This is a genomic window from Streptomyces sp. SID486 (assembly GCF_009865385.1).
Lineage (GTDB): Bacteria > Actinomycetota > Actinomycetes > Streptomycetales > Streptomycetaceae > Streptomyces.
Window position 1 is genome coordinate 12963 of the sequence record NZ_WWJT01000632.1, and the last position, 16285, is coordinate 29247.

The 16285-nt window shown below is 73.6% G+C and carries 15 protein-coding genes; 6 read left to right on the forward strand and 9 right to left on the reverse strand.

Annotation, left to right across the window (positions count from 1 at the left end; translation table 11 throughout):
- Positions 1 to 39: 39 nt before the first annotated feature.
- The 5 genes from GT045_RS29170 to GT045_RS29190 are packed head-to-tail and all read right to left on the reverse strand — an operon-like array spanning position 40 to position 5413.
- Complete coding sequence (locus GT045_RS29170) at positions 40 to 924, reverse strand: glycosyltransferase (RefSeq protein ID WP_161297726.1); 885 nt, start codon at positions 922 to 924, stop codon at positions 40 to 42.
- Positions 921 to 1706: a CDP-alcohol phosphatidyltransferase family protein gene (locus GT045_RS29175; RefSeq protein ID WP_161336004.1), complete on the reverse strand. Its 786-nt coding sequence runs from the start codon at positions 1704 to 1706 to the stop codon at positions 921 to 923. Before GT045_RS29175 ends, GT045_RS29170 begins: the two co-directional genes overlap by 4 nt.
- On the reverse strand, positions 1684 to 2745 hold the full coding sequence (locus GT045_RS29180) for an iron-containing alcohol dehydrogenase family protein (RefSeq protein WP_161297728.1): 1062 nt from the start codon (positions 2743 to 2745) through the stop codon (positions 1684 to 1686). Before GT045_RS29180 ends, GT045_RS29175 begins: the two co-directional genes overlap by 23 nt.
- Positions 2733 to 3485: a phosphocholine cytidylyltransferase family protein gene (locus GT045_RS29185; RefSeq protein ID WP_161336005.1), complete on the reverse strand. Its 753-nt coding sequence runs from the start codon at positions 3483 to 3485 to the stop codon at positions 2733 to 2735. The genes GT045_RS29180 and GT045_RS29185 overlap by 13 nt, the downstream gene beginning before the upstream one ends.
- Complete coding sequence (locus tag GT045_RS29190; protein ID WP_161336006.1) at positions 3482 to 5413, reverse strand: DUF5941 domain-containing protein; 1932 nt, start codon at positions 5411 to 5413, stop codon at positions 3482 to 3484. The genes GT045_RS29185 and GT045_RS29190 overlap by 4 nt, the downstream gene beginning before the upstream one ends.
- A 266-nt stretch (positions 5414 to 5679) precedes the next feature.
- On the opposite strand from GT045_RS29190, the gene galE reads away from it, so the two are divergent.
- The 3 genes from galE (at position 5680) to idi (ending at position 8629) form a co-directional block, all read left to right on the forward strand.
- Positions 5680 to 6651 (forward strand): UDP-glucose 4-epimerase GalE, encoded by a 972-nt coding sequence (gene galE, locus GT045_RS29195; RefSeq protein ID WP_161336007.1) that lies wholly within the window; start codon positions 5680 to 5682, stop codon positions 6649 to 6651.
- A 167-nt stretch (positions 6652 to 6818) separates the two neighbouring features.
- Complete coding sequence (locus tag GT045_RS29200) at positions 6819 to 7760, forward strand: cation diffusion facilitator family transporter (RefSeq protein WP_161292483.1); 942 nt, start codon at positions 6819 to 6821, stop codon at positions 7758 to 7760.
- A gap of 275 nt (positions 7761 to 8035) precedes the next feature.
- On the forward strand, positions 8036 to 8629 hold the full coding sequence (gene idi / locus GT045_RS29205; protein WP_161336008.1) for an isopentenyl-diphosphate Delta-isomerase: 594 nt from the start codon (positions 8036 to 8038) through the stop codon (positions 8627 to 8629).
- On the opposite strand, the gene GT045_RS29210 is transcribed toward idi, so the two are convergent.
- A complete protein-coding gene (locus tag GT045_RS29210; RefSeq protein WP_161287061.1) occupies positions 8595 to 9137 on the reverse strand; it encodes an ATP-binding protein in 543 nt (180 codons plus the stop codon). The two genes, idi and GT045_RS29210, sit on opposite strands and share 35 nt — an antisense overlap.
- Before the next feature lie 237 nt (positions 9138 to 9374).
- Here GT045_RS29210 and GT045_RS29215 point away from each other — a divergent pair, with 237 nt between their 5' ends.
- The gene (locus GT045_RS29215) at positions 9375 to 10130 is read left to right on the forward strand and encodes an enoyl-CoA hydratase/isomerase family protein (protein ID WP_161287059.1); all 756 of its coding nucleotides are present in this window, start codon (positions 9375 to 9377) and stop codon (positions 10128 to 10130) included.
- A 165-nt stretch (positions 10131 to 10295) separates the two neighbouring features.
- Here the strand turns inward: GT045_RS29215 and GT045_RS29220 are convergent, their stop codons facing one another.
- Positions 10296 to 11255: a GlxA family transcriptional regulator gene (locus tag GT045_RS29220; protein WP_161336009.1), complete on the reverse strand. Its 960-nt coding sequence runs from the start codon at positions 11253 to 11255 to the stop codon at positions 10296 to 10298.
- Positions 11256 to 11395: 140 nt separating this feature from the next.
- Here GT045_RS29220 and GT045_RS40540 point away from each other — a divergent pair, with 140 nt between their 5' ends.
- Positions 11396 to 11527 carry an LPFR motif small protein gene (locus tag GT045_RS40540; RefSeq protein WP_345942789.1) on the forward strand — a complete coding sequence of 44 codons (132 nt, stop codon included), beginning with the start codon at positions 11396 to 11398 and terminating at the stop codon, positions 11525 to 11527.
- Between the two features lie 213 nt (positions 11528 to 11740).
- Entirely contained in the window at positions 11741 to 14209 is a 2469-nt protein-coding gene (locus GT045_RS29225) for a Tex family protein (RefSeq protein WP_161336010.1), read from the forward strand.
- Positions 14210 to 14290: 81 nt separating this feature from the next.
- On the opposite strand, the gene GT045_RS39135 is transcribed toward GT045_RS29225, so the two are convergent.
- Together GT045_RS39135 and GT045_RS29230 are read right to left on the reverse strand one after the other, a co-directional pair.
- Positions 14291 to 14431: a hypothetical protein gene (locus GT045_RS39135; RefSeq protein ID WP_202515211.1), complete on the reverse strand. Its 141-nt coding sequence runs from the start codon at positions 14429 to 14431 to the stop codon at positions 14291 to 14293.
- A 147-nt stretch (positions 14432 to 14578) separates the two neighbouring features.
- On the reverse strand, positions 14579 to 16216 hold the full coding sequence (locus GT045_RS29230; RefSeq protein WP_161336011.1) for an ABC-F family ATP-binding cassette domain-containing protein: 1638 nt from the start codon (positions 16214 to 16216) through the stop codon (positions 14579 to 14581).
- Positions 16217 to 16285 lie beyond the last annotated feature (69 nt).

The following is a 16285-nucleotide window of genomic DNA, read 5'->3' on the forward strand; positions in this document are numbered from 1 at the left end:
GAGCTGTCCGGCGGGCGCGACCTCTCGGGGTCGAGCTTGTCAGATCACCGGGGGACGGCCCAGTCGGGTGAGTCGCCACACCGTACGCCACCGCATCGGGCGGCGGGGACCGCACGGCGTGGTCCAGCCCTCCCGGAAACCGCCGAACCAGGCCCGCAGAGCCGGCCGGGACGGGCGGCGGAGCAGGGTGAGCAGCAGCCACACCCCGAGGTAGACCGGGATCAGGGGGGCCGGGAGGTTGCGGCGGGCGAGCCAGACGCGGTTGCGGGCGACCATGCGGTGGTAGACCGCGTGCCGGGAGGGCGCGGTCGTCGGGTGGTACAGCACCATGTCGGACCGGTAGTCGATCATCCAGCCCGCGTCGAGGGCCCGCCATGCCAGGTCCGTTTCCTCGTGCGCGTAGAAGAACGCGTCCGGCAGCCCGCCGACCTCCGCGAAGACGCGGGTGCGGACGGCGTTGGCACCGCCGAGGAAGGTGGTGACCCGGGAGGAGCGCATCGGGTCGGACGCACGCAGCCGGGGCACGTGCCGGCGCTGGGTCTCGCCGGTGTCGGGGTCGGCGATGCGGAAGCTGATGATGCCGAGCCGGGGGTCCGCGGCGAAGGCCTCGCGGCACAGCTCGACGGTGTCGTGGCGGGCGAGCAGACCGTCGTCGTCGAGGAAGAGCAATATGTCGACATCGCGGCCACTGGGGCCGAACGCCTCTATGCCGACGTTCCGCCCGCCGGGGATGCCCAGGTTCTCGGGCAGCTCCCTGGTGCGCACGCCCTCGGGGACGTCCGGGACGGGCGAGCCGTTGCCGACGACGACCACCTCGGCCCGGTCGCCGTCCTGCTTGGCGACGGAGTCGAGCAGGGCCCGCAGCTCCTCGGGCCGGTTGCCCATGGTGATGACGACCACGCCGACCTTCATGCCGGCGCTCACCGCAGCCTGCTGGAGGCGAGCACGGACACCAGGTGCAGCAGCGTCTGGAGCAGGGCGATGCCCGCGAGTACGGCCGTGCCGAGGCGGGTGAAGAACAGGTCGCCGCGGACCTGGTCCACGATCGCGAGGACCAGGATGAGCAGTGACGCCTCGATACCGAGGATCAGCCGGTGGAACTTGAGCGCGGCGGCGGCCCGGCGGGCCAGGGCCATCTTGGCGGAGCGCGGCTCGGCGACGCCGGCGGCGTCCTGCACCGGCGGCATCCCGGCCTGGTGCCGGGCGACGCCGACCAGGTCGGTCTCGGCCTTGATCAGGATGGCACCGAGCGCGGCGAGCGTGCCGAGGAAGGCCCACAGCCAGTCGATACGGCCGCTGCCCCACAGGTCGGCGGCGCGCAGGCCGAGGCCGACCAGCACCGCGGCGTCGGTGAGGTAGGCGCCGACGCGGTCCAGGTAGACCCCGCCGAGCGAGTACTGCTTCTTCCAGCGGGCGATCTCGCCGTCGACGCAGTCCAGCAGCAGGTAGAGCTGGGTGGCGACGATCCCGAGGACGGCGCCCGCGATCCCCGGCACCAGCAGGGCCGGGGCCGCGAGCACGCCGCAGACGGTCATCAGGTACGTGAGCTGGTTGGGCGTGACCCTGGTGTTCACCAGGTAGCGGTCGACGCGCAGGGAGACCTCGCGCATGTAGAGGCGTCCCGCCCAGTGCTCACCGCTGCGCCGGTCCTTCACCCCCGCGGGGTGGACGACCGGACGGAGTTCAGCTACCGATGGCCTTGACATAGTCGGCGTAGGTGTCCTTGATCTGGTTCGTCTTGAGGTCGAGGTGTTCGAGGATCGTGTAGCGGCCGGGCCGGGTCTCCGGAGCGAACTCCACCGCGCGGACGAACTCGTCCGCCGTGAAGCCGATCTCCTCCGGCAGCACCGGCAGCCCGTGCCGGCGCAGCACCTCGGCCATGTACGCCGACTCCTCGTGGGCGCCGCGCAGGTACATCGCGAAGGCGGCACCGAGGCCGCACTGCTCGCCGTGGGCGGCGGCGCGCTTGGGGTAGAGCAGGTCGAAGGCGTGGTTGATCTCGTGGCAGGCACCGGAGGAGGGGCGGGAGTCGCCCGAGACCGACATGGCGATACCGGTGAGGACCAGCGCCTCGGCCAGCACCTGCAGGAAGCCGTCGTCGCCGACGCCGCCGGGGTGCCGGAGCACCGCCTCGCCGGCCTGCCGGGCCATGGCGGCGGCCAGGCCGTCGATCTTCTCGCCGTTGACCCGGTTGGCCAGCTCCCAGTCCGCGACCGCGGAGATGTTGGAGATGGCGTCGCCGATGCCGGAGCGGACGAACCGCACGGGTGCCTCGCGGATCACGTTGAGGTCGATGACCACCGCGATCGGGTTCGGCACGCCGTACGAGCCCCGGCCCGCGTCGTTGTCGAGGGTGGCGACGGGCGAGCACAGCCCGTCGTGCGCGAGGTTGGTGGCGACGGCGACCAGCGGCAGGCCGACCCGGGCCGCCGCGAACTTGGCGCAGTCGATGATCTTCCCGCCGCCGAGGCCGACGACCGCGTCGTACCGGTCCGCCTTCATGTCGCTCGCCAGCCGGACGGCGTCGTCGATGGTGCCGCCGCCGACCTCGAACCAGGTGGCTCCGGGCAGCGAGGGGGCGATGCGCTCGCGCAGCCGGGCGCCCGAGCCGCCGCTGACGGCGACGGCGAGTTTGCCCGACTGCGAGATGCGCTCGTCGGCCAGCACGCACGCCAGGTCGTCCAGGGCACCCGGGCGGATGTCCACGACGACCGGCGACGGGATGAGCCGGGTCAGTACTGGCACGCGATCTCCCGTCCCCGGGCGAGGTCGTCGTGGTTGTCGATCTCGACCCACTTGACGTCGCCGATCGGCGCCACGTCGATCCGGAAGCCGCGGTTCACCAGCTCCTGGTACCCGTGCTCGTAGAACTGCTGCGGATCGGTCTCCCAGACCGTCTTCAGCGCGTCGGCCAGCTCCGGGGCGGCGTCGCCCTCGATCAGGGTGACGCCGATGTACTCGCCGGTGGCCTCGGCCGGGTCCATCAGCTTGGTGATCTTCGTCATGCCCCGCTCGGGGTCGACGACGACCTTCATCTCCTCGTCGGCCAGGTCCTTCACCGTGTCGAGGGCGAGAATGATCCTCTTGCCCGCACCGCGGGCCGCGAGCAGGGTCTTCTCGACCGAGACCGGGTGGACGGTGTCGCCGTTGGCGAGGATCACACCGTCCTTGAGGGCGTCACGGCCGCACCACAGGGAGTAGGCGTTGTTCCACTCCTCGGCCTTGTCGTTGTCGATGAGCGTGAGCTTGAGGCCGTACTTGGCCTCCAGGGCCGCCTTGCGCTCGTAGACGGCTTCCTTGCGGTAGCCGACGATGACCGCGGCCTCGGTCAGACCGATCTCGGCGAAGTTGCCGAGGGTGAGGTCGAGCACCGTGATCGAGTCCTCTATCCCGGCGGGCCCCACCGGCACCAGCGCCTTGGGCAGGCTGTCGGTGTAGGGGCGCAGACGCCGTCCGGCGCCGGCCGCCAGCACGAGGCCGATCATGCGGGTTCTCCTTCGTCGTGTACGGCGGGCGCCCCAGCGGACACCCAGAAGCGGATGCTCTCGACGAGCACCAGCAGGGCCACGGCCACGGCGAGGACCGTGAGCGCGACCGTGAACTGCGAGGCGGTGAGCACCGCGGCCAGCACGGTGACGAGCAGCGTCCGCCCCTCGTGCCCCCCGACGGCGCGCACCAGCCAGGCCGGGGGCGCTCCGGCGTCGCCGCGGATGCGGTACACCGTGTCGTAGTGATGGTAGGCGACGGCGGCCACCAGGCCGAAAGCCGCAGGAAGGGCACCGTTTACCCCGGCTTTACCCGCGAGGGCGAGCACGGTCGTGTACTCGGCGGCCCGGAAGAAGGGCGGGACCAGCCAGTCCAGGGCGCCCTTGAGCGGGCGGGCGACCGCGAGCGCCGAGGTGAGGACGTAGACGGCGGCGGCGACGACCGGGAGGATCCCCCCGAAGCCGGTCAGCGCCGAGCAGGCGACCACCGCGGCACCGCCGAGCAGGGCGACGGCGGGCACGGCGAGACCGGGCAGGCCGCGCCGGGCCACCCGCCCGACCGCCTGCGCGAGCGGGCCGGAGTCGGCGAGGTCGGCCAGCGCCCGGGCGGCCCGGTCGGTGCGCCGTGCCCTGCGGGTCAGCGAGCGCAGGACCCGCCCCGCCGTGGTGTACGTCGCGGCGAAGGCGCAGCCGGCGAGCAGGACGTAGAAGGTGATCCGCGGGGTGGTGACCGCGGTGAGGACCGCGATCATCGCCCAGCGTTCGCCGATCGGGAGCACGATCATGCGGCGCACCCAGACCGTCCAGCCGACGCTGTCGAGCTTGTCGGAGAGGGCGGCGGTGGGGCTGGTGTTGGCGGTGGCGTCGTGGTTGGCCTCGTTGAAGGAGAAGTCGACCACGTGCCGGCAGGTCTGCAGGATCATCGCGCCGAGGGCGAGGGCCCACACGTCGTCGCCGCCGCGGGCCGCGCCGAGGGCCAGGCCCGCGTAGTAGGCGTACTCCTTGGCGCGGTCGAAGGTGGCGTCGAGCCAGGCGCCGAGCGTGGAGTACTTCAGGGCGTAGCGGGCCAGCTGGCCGTCGGTGCAGTCCAGCACGAAGGAGGCGATCAGCAGCACGCCGGCCGCGACGAATCCGGCGCGGGTGCCGGTGGCCGCGCAGCCGGCCGCGATCAGCGCGGTGAGCAGCGAGGCCGTGGTGACCTGGTTCGGGGTCAGGCCGCGGCGGGCGCACCAGCGGGCGATGTAGCGCGAGTAGGGGCTGATGAAGAAGGTGGTGAAGAAGCCGTCGCGGGACTTCACGGCCGACTTCAGGCGTACGGCCTCGTCGTCGACGGCGGCGACGGCCTGCCGGGCCTCGTTGCGGGCCTGCGGGTCGGCCGGCACGGCGGCGACCAGGCTGCCCAGCTCGGGCCGGTGCACCGCGGCGCCGTCGGCGTCGAGGGCGGTGGCGACACGGTCGGCGAGGCCGTCCCCGGCGGGCACGGGGGCGCCGTCCGCCGCGAGCGGGGCCGGGGCCCCGGGGGCGGGGGTGCCGCCGGCCGAAGCCTCATGGGCCGGGGTGCCGGGGGTCGGGGTCTCGGGGGCCGCAGTGCCGGGAGCCGGGGTGCCGTCCGTCGGGAACCCGGTGGCCGTGGTCTCACGGGCCAGGGCCCGGGTGAGCTGCTGCCGGGCGGCCGGCTGGGCGGTGACGGCGCCCGGGACGGCGGCGAGCGGGAAGCGCGGGTCGGTCAGGCCGAGGCGCAGCGCGTGCGGGTGGCCGACGAAGCGGGCGTCGACGAGGGCCACACGCCGGTCGGCCGGCACGGCCGCGAGCCGGGTCTCCGTCTCGGCGGCGTCGGCGGCCATGTGCACGTCGAAGCCGAGGGACCGCAGATCGCCCTCCAGCGACGATCCGGGAACCGGCTGACCGGTGACGATGGCGGTCGGCAACCGAACTCACTCCCTGGGTGCCGGCGCGCGGGCGCCGGTCTTCTGCGTGATGGGGGCGCCCCTGCCTGCGGCACCCGGGCGGCATGTCGGCAGAGGCTATCCGATGGGCCGGAGCCCGTGTTCACCGGCCGTTCACGGCCCGGTCCACGGCGGCTGCCCCGGCCGTTGCCGCGATCATCATCGGTGATCCGGGGGCCGGCCCACAAACCCATGGGGCAGACCCGGGCAACCGGGACACGGAACGGCTCGGCATAGGGTGGGCGACCATGACGTGGCTGATCACCGGCGGAGCCGGATACATCGGGGCGCATGTGGCACGGGCCATGGCAGGCGCCGGGGAGAGCGTCGTCGCGCTGGACGACCTGTCGGCGGCCGTGCCCGAGCGGCTCCCGGCGGACGTCCCGCTCGTGCGGGGCTCGACGCTGGACGGGCCGCTGCTGAAGCGGGTCCTCACGGAGCACGGCGTGACGGGCGTCGTCCATCTCGCGGCGCGCAAGCAGGTCGCGGAGTCGGTGGCCCAGCCCACCCGCTACTACCGGGAGAACGTGGGCGGCCTCGGCACGCTGCTGGACGCGGTCGCCGAGGCGGGCGTCGGCCGGCTGCTGTTCTCCTCCTCCGCCGCGGTGTACGGCAACCCGGACGTGGACCTGATCACCGAGGACACGCCGTGCGCCCCGGTGAACCCGTACGGGGAGAGCAAGCTGGCCGGGGAGTGGCTGGTGCGGGCGGCCGGGCGGGCCCACGGGATCTCCACGGCATGTCTGCGCTATTTCAACGTGGCGGGCGCGGCGGCGCCGGAGCTGGCGGACACCGGGGTGTTCAACATCGTGCCGATGGTCTTCGACCGGCTGACCCGCGACGAGGCCCCGCGGATCTTCGGTGACGACTACCCGACGCCGGACGGCACCTGCGTCCGGGACTACATCCACGTCGCCGATCTCGCGGACGCCCATCTGGCGGCGGCGCGCCGGCTGGCCGCCGGGGACCTCACCGGCGATCTGACACTGAACATCGGCCGGGGCGAGGGGGTCTCGGTGCGCGAGCTGATCACCGTGATCGGCGAGGTCACCGGTGACCGCCGGGCGCCCCTGGTGGAGGGCCGCCGGCCGGGTGACGCGCCGCGCGCGGTCGCCTCGGCGGAGCGGGCCGCCGAGACGCTGGGCTGGCGGGCCCGGCGCGGGGTACGGGAGATGATCGAGTCGGCGTGGGCGGGCTGGCGGCTGCACCACGACGGGTGAACCCGCACCCGCCCCGCACCCCCGGCCGGTGACCCGGCGACCCCCTGACCTGGGGAACGTTTGCGCAGGTCAGGGCACATGACAACGGTGTTCAGTGCCGCGTTGCCAGATACCCCCCACCCGTAGTTCACTGGGCGTCCGGGCAGGCACACGGAAGGCGGGCAGTCATGGGGGCAGGGCACGACCACGGGCACGCGCACTCCCACGCGCAGGCTCCGGGTACGGCCACGGCCGCGTACCGGGGCCGGCTGCGCATCGCGCTCGGGATCACCCTCACGATCATGGTGGTCGAGATCATCGGCGGCCTGTTCGCGGACTCGCTGGCGCTGATCGCGGACGCGGCGCACATGGCGACCGACGCGGTGGGCCTGGGCATGGCGCTGCTCGCGATCCACTTCGCGAACCGCCCGCCGAGCACCAACCGCACCTTCGGCTACGCCCGCGCGGAGATCCTCGCGGCCCTGGCCAACTGTCTGCTGCTGCTCGGGGTCGGCGGATACGTCCTGTACGAGGCGGTGCAGCGGTTCGTCGAGCCCGCCGCGACCCGGGGCGGCCTGATGATCGTCTTCGGTCTGATCGGCCTGGTCGCGAACTCCGTGTCGCTGATGCTGCTGATGCGGGGCCAGAAGGAGAGCCTGAACGTGCGCGGCGCCTTCCTGGAGGTGGCCGCCGACGCGCTGGGCTCGGTCGCGGTGCTGATCTCCGCCGCGGTGATCCTGACCACCGGCTGGCAGGCGGCCGACCCGGTCGCCTCACTGGTCATCGGTCTGATGATCGTGCCGCGGACGGTGAAGCTGCTGCGCGAGACGCTGGACGTGCTGCTGGAGGCGGCCCCCAAGGGGGTCGACATGGCGGAGGTCCGGGCGCACATACTGGCGCTGGACGGCGTGGAGGACGTCCACGACCTGCACGCCTGGACGATCACGTCGGGCATGCCGGTGCTGTCCGCGCACGTGGTGGTCAGCTCCGAGGTGCTGAACGCCATCGGGAACGAGAAGATGCTGCACGAGCTGCAGGGCTGCATCGGCAACCACTTCGACGTGGAGCACTGCACCTTCCAGCTGGAACCGGGCGGCCACGCGGAGCACGAGGCCCGGCTGTGCCACTGACCGCACGGCCACTGCCCGGCAGGGCCGCCGGGCCACTGACCGCACGGCCGAGGGGGCGCAGTGCCGCAGGGGTACTGACCGCACGGCCGCGGGGGGCGTCGGCCGCGCGGACAGGCGTTCGGCGCATCCCCTGACGGTTCCCGGCCACGGGCGCCGGGCACGATCATCTACCGGATCCGACTCCCGGTGCCGCGCCGCGCGGACAGGCGGACGTGCCGGGAGTGCCGGATTCGTACGGCAGACTTGGGGTGCTAGGACCGAAGCGAAGGATGGGTATGCCGATCACACCTGCCACCGCGACGCACAGCTCGTCGAACGGCACCGCAGAGGCGATTTTGCTGGAACTGGTCGACGAGAAGGGCGTGACGATCGGCACCGCGGAGAAGCTCGCCGCGCATCAGCCACCGGGACAGCTGCACCGGGCGTTCTCGGTCTTCCTCTTCGACGAGCAGGGCCGGCTGCTGCTCCAGCAGCGGGCCCTCGGCAAGTACCACTCCCCCGGTGTGTGGTCCAACACCTGCTGCGGTCACCCCTATCCGGGCGAGTCCCCCTTCGCGGCGGCGGCCCGGCGCACGTACGAGGAGCTGGGCGGTTCGCCGTCGCTGCTGGCGGAGGCCGGCACGGTCCGCTACAACCACCCGGACCCCGCCTCGGGCCTGGTGGAGCAGGAGTTCAACCACCTCTTCGTCGGCCTGGTGCAGGCGCCGCTCGCCCCGGACCCGGAGGAGGTCGCCTCGACCGCCTTCGTGACGGCGGCCGAGCTGGCCGAGCGGCACGCAGAGGACCCCTTCTCGGCCTGGTTCATGACCGTGCTGGACGCGGCCCGTCCGGCGATCAGGGAACTGACGGGCCCGTCCGCGGGCTGGTGACCCCGCCGTACCCCTGGGGGAGCGCCGCGGGCTTGAGCGGCAGGGCGGCCCAGATCACCTTGCCGCCGCTCGCGGTGTGCTCCACGTCGACCACCCCGCCCGCCTCCCGGGCCACCTCGCGGACCAGGAGCAGCCCGCGGCCGCCGGTCTGCCCGTGATCGGCCTCCAGGGCGGTCGGCCGGTAGGGGTGGTTGTCCTCGACGGACACCCGCACCCACTCGGCGCCCACGGCCACTTCCACGGCCAGCACCGGCGACAGCAGCGCCGCGTGCCGGACCGCGTTGGTGACCAGCTCGGAGACGATCAGCAGCAGGCCGTGCACCAGGTCGTCGGAGACCGGTACACCCTGACGCAGAAGCAGGTCCCGTACCGCGTGCCGGGCCTGCGGGACCGAGGCGTCCACCGCCGCTGCGGTGAACCGCCAGACGCCTTCGTACGGCAGCGGATCCGGCGGGCGTTCGCCGCCTCCCGCGGGGCGCGGGTCGTCCCCGCGCCCGTGGTTGTCCATCGTCCGGTCGCCACCCTCGCGCTCGATTGTCACCACACGTCGAGTGTTGGTAACGAGACGCTCCGGCCCGGATACCTGAACACAAGTCAGCGGGTATCGAACGGTTTCTGACCGACTGCGTATGAGCGGGTCCCGGGTGGGACTGTTTCCTGCTGTCCGGACGCCGGTTCGCGAACTAGTCGGGTTGTAAGGGTTCCGTCTGCCGCCGGGAGAGGGCGCTCGGATACGATCCGCCGCATGGAGCCCCAGCTGTGCCACCAGGTCACCGACTCCGTCGCCACGGTGGTGATCCGCCATCCCGCCAAGCGCAACGCCATGACGACGGCGATGTGGCGGGCCCTGCCCCCGCTGCTGGACCGGCTGGCCCGCGATCGGGACGTACGGGCCCTGGTGCTGACCGGCGAGGGCGGCACCTTCTGCGCGGGCGCCGACATCTCCACCCTCCGGGAATCGCCGGAGGAGGCGCAGTCCCTCGCGGTGGCGGCCGAGGAAGCCCTCGCCGGATTCCCCAAGCCGACCGTCGCCGCGGTGCGCGGGCACTGCGTGGGCGGAGGGGCGCAGCTCGCCGCGGCCTGCGACCTCCGGCTGGCGGAGGAGGGGGCGCTGTTCGGGGTGACACCGGCGAGGCTCGGCGTCGTCTATCCGGCCTCCGCGACCCGCCGGCTGGTGTCCCTGGTGGGCCCGGCCACGGCCAAGTACCTGCTGTTCACGGCGGAGTTGATCGACACCCGGCGGGCGCTGGGCACCGGTCTGGTGGACGAGGTGCTGCCCGAGGGCGAGCTGGACAAGCGGATCGCTGAGCTGACCCGGGTGCTGGTGTCCCGCTCACGGCTCACCCAGGCCGCCGCGAAGGAATTCGCCGACGGCCGCACCGACCGGGACGCCTACTGGACGGCGCAGGCGCGCGCGGGCGGTGACACCGCGGAGGGGGTCGCCGCGTTCCTGGAGCGCAGGCAGCCGCGGTTCACCTGGGACGTGCCCGCGTCAGGCTGACAGCGAGCCCGCGCACACCGAGGCGGTCCGGGTGCCGGTGGCGTCGGCCCCGCGGACCCGGGGACGGAGACGGCCGGGTGCCGGTGGCGACGGCCCCGCGGACCCCGGGACGGTGACGGGCCGTCGGTGAGCGCCCGCCGGCGAGCGCCCGCCGGTGAGTGCCGGTCAGGACACGGGGGCGGCGCGGAACCGGCGGCGGTATTCGGCCGGAGGCGTGCCGAGGGTGCGCAGGAAGGCGCGGCGCATGGCCTCCGGCGTGCCGTAGCCGCTGGCCCGGGCGATCTGCTCGACGCCGTCGGTGGTGTCCTCCAGCAGGCGGCGCGCGTGTTCGAGGCGGACCCGGTCGACGTACCGGCCGGGCGTCATGCCCGTCTCGGCCCGGAAGGCGCGGGCGAAGTGGCGCGGGGACAGGGCGGCGCGGGCGGCCAGCGCCTCGACACCGAGGTCGCCGTCCGGGTGCTCGGTGATCCACTGCTGGACGTCCCGCAGCGGCTCCCGCCGGGCCGTCTGGGCGGCCAGCTGGGCGCTGAACTGGGCCTGGTTGCCCGGCCTGCGCAGGAACACCACCAGATGGCGGGCGATGGCGAGGGCCGCCCGCCGGCCGAGGTCCTCCTCCACCAGCGCCAGGGCGAGGTCGATGCCCGCGGTGACCCCGGCGGAGGTGGACACGTGCCCGTCCCGGACGAAGATCGGGTCGGGGTCGACGCGTACCGCGGGGTGGTCCCGGGCGAGCTCCTCGCAGTACGCCCAGTGGGTGGTGACGCGCCGGCCGTCCAGCAGCCCGGCGCGGGCCAGCGGGACGGCGCCGGTGCAGACCGAGACCAGACGCACGGCCTGCGGGCCGTGCGCGCGCAGCCACTCCACCAGCCGCGGGTCCGGGTGCTGGGTGCCGAGGCCGCCGGGGACCAGCAGGGTGTGCGGATCCGCCTCGTCCGCCAGCGACCCGTCCGGTACGAGGGTCAGCCCGCTGGAGGTGCGCACCGGCGCGCCGTCCAGGGAGGCCGTGCGGATCCGGTACGAGCCCGGGGTGTGCAGCTCGGCACCGGCGAAGACTTCCAGCGGGCCGGTGACGTCGAGGCTCTGGAGGCCGTCGCAGACGACGAGGAGGACGGTTCGCTGGGCCATGACTCGATTGTTCGGGGGTCCGGGGATGGCCGCAACGACTCCCTCCCCACTTTTTCGGCCATGCGGGATTCCGCGGTGCCGCGCGGAGGCACCCGGGTCCCCGCTCCGGTCACCGGGACCGGACGGGAAGGAGTGCTCTCGTGTTCCGTGCCCTCGCAGACGTACTGCGGCAGATCGGCGGGGCCGTCGCCACGGTGGTCACGCTCCCGTTCCGGGCACTCGCCCGGCTGTTCGGCGGGGCGTCGTCCGCCGCGCGCGGGAGCCGGGCCTGACCCCGGACCCGGGTACGCCGGGGCGCGCCGGCCGCCACCGGGGCGCCCCGGCGTACCCGGGCCGGCCGCGGCCGGTGACGGATGCCTCGCGCGGGTGACCGCCGTCGCACCCGGCCGCACCGGCGCCCCGCCGGGGACCGCCCTGATCCCCGGTTGTCGGTGTCACCTGCCACAATTGCCGCGCAACCCCAGTGGAGAAGGCGGTACGGCATCGTGACGACACCCGGGTCCCTCGCAGCAGGGTCCATCGAAGGCAGGATCGCCGAGGAGCTCGGCGTCCGGGAGCGGCAGGTGAAGGCCGCGGTGGAGCTGCTCGACAGCGGTTCGACGGTGCCCTTCATCGCGCGCTACCGCAAGGAAGCGACCGAGATGCTCGACGACGCGCAGCTGCGCACGCTCGAGGAACGGCTGCGCTACCTGCGGGAGCTGGAGGAGCGGCGGACCGCGATCCTGGAGTCGGTGCGGGAGCAGGGCAAGCTCACCGAGGAGCTGGAGGCGCGGATCCGCGGCGCGGAGACGAAGGCCCGGCTCGAGGACGTCTACCTCCCCTACAAGCCCAAGCGGCGCACCAAGGCGCAGATCGCGCGCGAGGCGGGTCTGGAGCCGCTCGCGGAGGGGCTGCTGACCGATCCGTCGGTGGAACCCGCGGCGGCCGCCGCGGCCTTCGTGGACGCCGACAAGGGCGTGGCCGATGCGCAGGCGGCGCTGGACGGCGCGCGGGCGATCCTCACCGAGCGGTTCTCCGAGGACGCCGACCTGATCGGCGAGCTGCGCGAACGCATGTGGGTGCGCGGCCGGCTGGCCGCGAAGGTGCGGGAGGGCAAGGAGGAGGCGGGCGCCAAGTTCGCCGACTACTTCGACTTCACCGAGCCGTTCACCGAGCTGCCCTCGCACCGGATCCTGGCGATGCTGCGCGGGGAGAAGGAGGAGGTCCTGGACCTCGTCCTGGAGCCGGAGGAGGCCACCGAGGGCCCCTCGTCGTACGAGGGCGTCGTCGCCTCCCGGTTCGGGATCGCCGACCGGGGCCGGCCGGCCGACAAGTGGCTGACCGACACGGTCCGCTGGGCGTGGCGCACCCGCATCCTGGTGCACCTCGGTATCGACCTGCGGCTGCGGCTGCGCACGGCCGCCGAGGACGAGGCGGTGAACGTGTTCGCGGCGAACCTGCGGGACCTGCTCCTCGCCGCCCCGGCCGGCACCCGCGCGACGCTCGGCCTCGACCCCGGTTTCCGTACGGGGGTGAAGGTGGCGGTGGTCGACGCCACCGGCAAGGTGGTCGCCACGGACGTGATCCACCCGCACGTGCCGGCCAACAAGTGGGACGAGGCGCTCACCAGGCTGGCGCGGCTGGCCGCGGAGCACGCGGTCGAACTGGTCGCGATCGGCAACGGCACGGCGTCCCGCGAGACCGACAAGCTCGCGGGTGAACTGATCGCCAGGCACCCGGAGTTGAAGCTCACCAAGGTGATGGTGTCCGAGGCGGGCGCGTCGGTGTACTCGGCGTCGGAGTACGCCTCGCGGGAGCTGCCGGACATGGACGTGTCGCTGCGGGGCGCGGTCTCCATCGCGCGCCGGCTGCAGGACCCGCTGGCCGAGCTGGTGAAGATCGACCCGAAGTCGATCGGTGTCGGCCAGTACCAGCACGACCTGTCCGAGGTGAAGCTGTCCCGCTCGCTGGACGCCGTGGTCGAGGACTGTGTGAACGGCGTCGGTGTGGACGTCAACACCGCGTCCGTGCCGCTGCTCTCCCGGGTGTCCGGCATCTCCTCGGGTCTCGCCGAGAACATCGTGGCGCACCGGGACGCGAACGGGCCGTTCACCTCGCGCTCCGAGCTGAAGAAGGTGGCGCGGCTCGGCCCGAAGGCGTACGAGCAGTGCGCGGGCTTCCTGCGGATCCGCGGCGGCGACCCGCTGGACGCCTCCAGCGTGCACCCCGAGGCGTACCCGGTGGTGCGCCGCATGGTGAAGACCACGGGCCAGGAGGTGGCCTCCCTCATCGGCAACACGGGCGTGCTGCGCTCCCTGCGGCCGGCCGACTTCGTGGACGACACCTTCGGTCTGCCGACCGTCACCGACATCCTCAAGGAGCTGGAGAAGCCGGGCCGCGACCCGCGGCCGGGCTTCCGGACGGCCACCTTCAAGGAGGGCGTGGAGAAGATCTCCGACCTGTCGGCGGGCATGATCCTGGAGGGCGTCGTCACCAACGTGGCCGCCTTCGGCGCGTTCGTGGACGTCGGTGTCCACCAGGACGGTCTGGTGCACGTGTCGGCGATGTCGAAGACGTTCGTCAAGGACCCGCGCGATGTCGCCAAGCCCGGTGACATCGTCAAGGTGAAGGTCGTGGACGTCGACATCCCGCGCAAGCGCATCGCCCTGACCCTGCGGCTGGACGACGAGGCCGCACCGCAGGGCGAGGGCGGCGGCCGGCAGCAGCGCGGCGGCGGTGCCCGGCCGCCCCAGCAGCGGCAGGGCGGCGGCCAGCGGCAGGACGGCGGCCGACGGCAGGACGGCCAGCGGCAGGACGGCGGCCAACGGCAAGGGCGTGGCGGTGGCGGTGGCGGTGGCGGCCAGCGGCAGGGCCGTGGCGGCGACCGCGGCGGCCGGCAGGCCCCGGCACCGGCCAACAGCGCGATGGCGGACGCGTTGCGCCGCGCTGGTCTGCTGGACCCGAAGAAGCGCTGACCACCGGGGCCGGGCCGACTGCCACGGCGGTGGGCCCGGCCCCGCCCGGCGCGGTTCTCCGTGCGCATCGGGGCAGCCGCCTCATGCCTGGGCGAGCGGGGCGACGGGCCCGGTGGCGCCGGAGGCAGAGCCCGGCAGCGCCGTGACGCGCTCGATGACGAGCCCCGTCAGCACGGCCGCCGCGATCACGAGCGCCTTCGCCCCCTCGGTCGCGGGATGCACGTACCCGACAGCGGATGGCCGTGAGCGCACCGGGACCGGCTGCGCCTGACGGCGGAGCGGACCCCGGACAAGCCCGTCGCCCCGGGGCAGCGGCGCTCCTGGCGTCTTCGGGCACGCCCCGGACACGGCGGCCGGTGGAGCGCGAGGCTAGCGCTCCGTCACCTTGCCGGCGGCCACCTCCAGGCGGCGGGTCAGCCGGACCGCGTCCAGCATGCGCCGGTCGTGGGTGACCAGCAGCAGCGTGCCCTCGTAGGCGTCGAGGGCCGACTCCAGCTGCTCGATGGCCGGCAGGTCCAGGTGGTTCGTCGGCTCGTCCAGGACGAGGAGGTTGACCCCCCGGCCCTGGAGCAGGGCCAGCGCGGCGCGGGTGCGTTCGCCCGGGGAGAGGGACTCGGCGGGACGCAGTACGTGGTCCGCCTTCAGACCGAACTTGGCCAGCAGGGTGCGGACCTCGGCCGGTTCGGTGTCCGGGACGGCCGCGCCGAAGGCGTCGAGCAGGGTCTCGGTGCCGTGGAACAGCTTGCGGGCCTGGTCGACCTCGCCGACCAGCACACCGGAGCCGAGGCCCGCGTGGCCGCTGTCCAGCGGGATCCGGCCCAGCAGGGCGCCGAGCAGGGTGGACTTCCCGGCGCCGTTGACCCCCGTGACGGCGATCCGGTCCGCCCAGTCGACCTGCAACGACACCGGTCCGAACGAGAAGTCGCCGCGGCGGACCTCGGCGTCCCGGAGTGTCGCCACGACCGCGCCCGACCGTGGGGCGGACGCGATCTCCATGCGCAGCTCCCACTCCTTGCGCGGCTCCTCGACGACGTCGAGGCGTTCGATCATGCGCTGGGTCTGCCGGGCCTTGGCGGCCTGCTTCTCGCTGGCCTCGCTGCGGAACTTGCGGCCGAGCTTGTCGTTGTCGGCCGCCTTCCGCCGGGCGTTCTTCACGCCCTTGTCCATCCAGGCCCGCTGCATCTGCGCGCGGTCCTGGAGGGCGCCCTTCTTGTCGGCGTACTCCTCGTACTCCTCGCGGGCGTGCCGGCGGGCCACCTCCCGCTCCTCGAGGTAGGCCGCGTAGCCGCCGCCGTAGAGGTTGATCTGCTGCTGGGCCAGGTCGAGTTCGAGGATCTTGGTGACGGTGCGGGTGAGGAACTCGCGGTCGTGGCTGACGACGACCGTGCCCGCGCGCAGGCCGGTGACGAACCGTTCCAGACGCTCCAGGCCGTCCAGATCCAGGTCGTTGGTGGGCTCGTCCAGGAGGAAGACGTCGTAGCGGGACAGCAGCAGCGAGGCGAGGCCGGCGCGGGCCGCCTGGCCGCCGGAGAGGGCGGTCATCGGCTGGTCCAGGTCCACGGCCAGGCCGAGGGAGTCGGCGACCTCCTCCGCGCGCTCCTCCAGGTCGGCGCCGCCGAGCCCCAGCCAGCGTTCCAGCGCGGTCGCGTAGGCGTCGTCGGCGCCGGGCGCGCCGTCCACCAGTGCCTGGGTGGCCTCGTCCATGACCCGCTGGGCCTCGGCGACGCCGGTGCGGCGGGCCAGGAACTCCCGGACGGTCTCCCCCGGCCGGCGCTCCGGTTCCTGCGGCAGGTGGCCGACGGTCGCGGACGGCGGGGACAGCCGCAGCTCGCCCTGCTCGGGCGGGACGAGTCCGGCGAGCATCCGCAGCAGCGTCGACTTGCCCGCGCCGTTGGCGCCGACCAGGCCGATCACGTCACCGGGCGCGACGACCAGGTCGAGCCCGGCGAACAGGGAGCGGTCGCCGTGCCCGGCGGCGAGGTTCTTGGCAACGAGGGTGGCAGTCATCAGGACGCCGATTTTAGTGGCGCCCCCGGTTCCTCCCCACCACCCTCCGCGTCGCCCACCGGATCGGTT